We start from the raw sequence: 988 nt of genomic DNA on the forward strand, positions 1-988 counted from the left end.
TCTTACTCTTTCTACTTCTTCTACTTCTACTTCTTACTTCTACTTCTCTTCTACTTCTACTTCTACTTCTACTTCTACTTCTACTTCTACTTCTACTTCTACTTCTACTTCTACTTCTACTTCTACTTCTACTTCTACTTCTACTTCTACTTCTACTTCTACTTCTACTTCTACTTCTACTTCTACTTCTACTTCTACTTCTACTTCTACTTCTACTCGCGTACGAGTCATAAAGAAAATGCCGCAAGCAAAGATGTCGTAATCACAATTGCATTCTTACGAATGGGTAATTGGATGTGTTCGTGCAAATCGCTCACTTCACTCGCTCTCGAAGTTCTATCTTCAACGGAACCTAAGCAGTCATAGATAGAAGGGCATAACGAACTGCTCCTATTTCTCTTCTTATATAGAAGAGACGTTCAAGCTCTGGGGTAGGGGAGTCTATGATAATAGCCAAGGATGCAGTTATCCACAGCCTTCTGTGGGCATTTTGTGGTAAAAATGTGTGAAAATAAGCATTTCGCGCGCAATCTAAGCAAACGGCATTATTTTCATAAAAAAACACAAAAAGCCCTTGCCAATGTTTCTAAGCTCCCTATAATGCGCCTCACCTAAACGGAGAGCGGCTTCCAACAAGGAAACGCCCACTGAATCGGTACGGCGAAAAGGCCTTCAAAACTGAATGAAAATAAACGCTTGACGCGTTTGAATGAATCAGTAAAATGGCCGCCCGCTTCAACGGAAAAGCTTCCGTCGAGGCAAGTCAACAAGGTGTTTTGAGGGTTGCGAAAGCAACGCTGAAAAATCTCAAAATTTCTTCTTGACTTCATCGCCTGGCAGCGTAAAATTCGCAGCCCTGACGGTGAGAAGCAAACGCTTCTTAAGTCAACGTTCTTTAACAATTTGACCTATGCAATCTGTGTGGGCACTCGTAATTGATAGACAAAAGATTTATCAATGATACTGGGTGACCAAACGAAATAACTTA

1 protein-coding gene is annotated in these 988 nt (G+C 40.9%); it reads left to right on the forward strand.

Features of this window, described 5'->3' with window-relative positions:
• On the forward strand, nt 1-366 hold a 366-nt coding region (locus tag ATN88_RS26055; protein WP_198158342.1), incomplete at its 5' end, for a hypothetical protein.
• Nucleotides 367-988: the final 622 nt, after the last annotated feature.

This window comes from Enterovibrio coralii (genome assembly GCF_001559595.1).
GTDB classification, from domain to species: Bacteria; Pseudomonadota; Gammaproteobacteria; order Enterobacterales; family Vibrionaceae; genus Enterovibrio; species Enterovibrio coralii.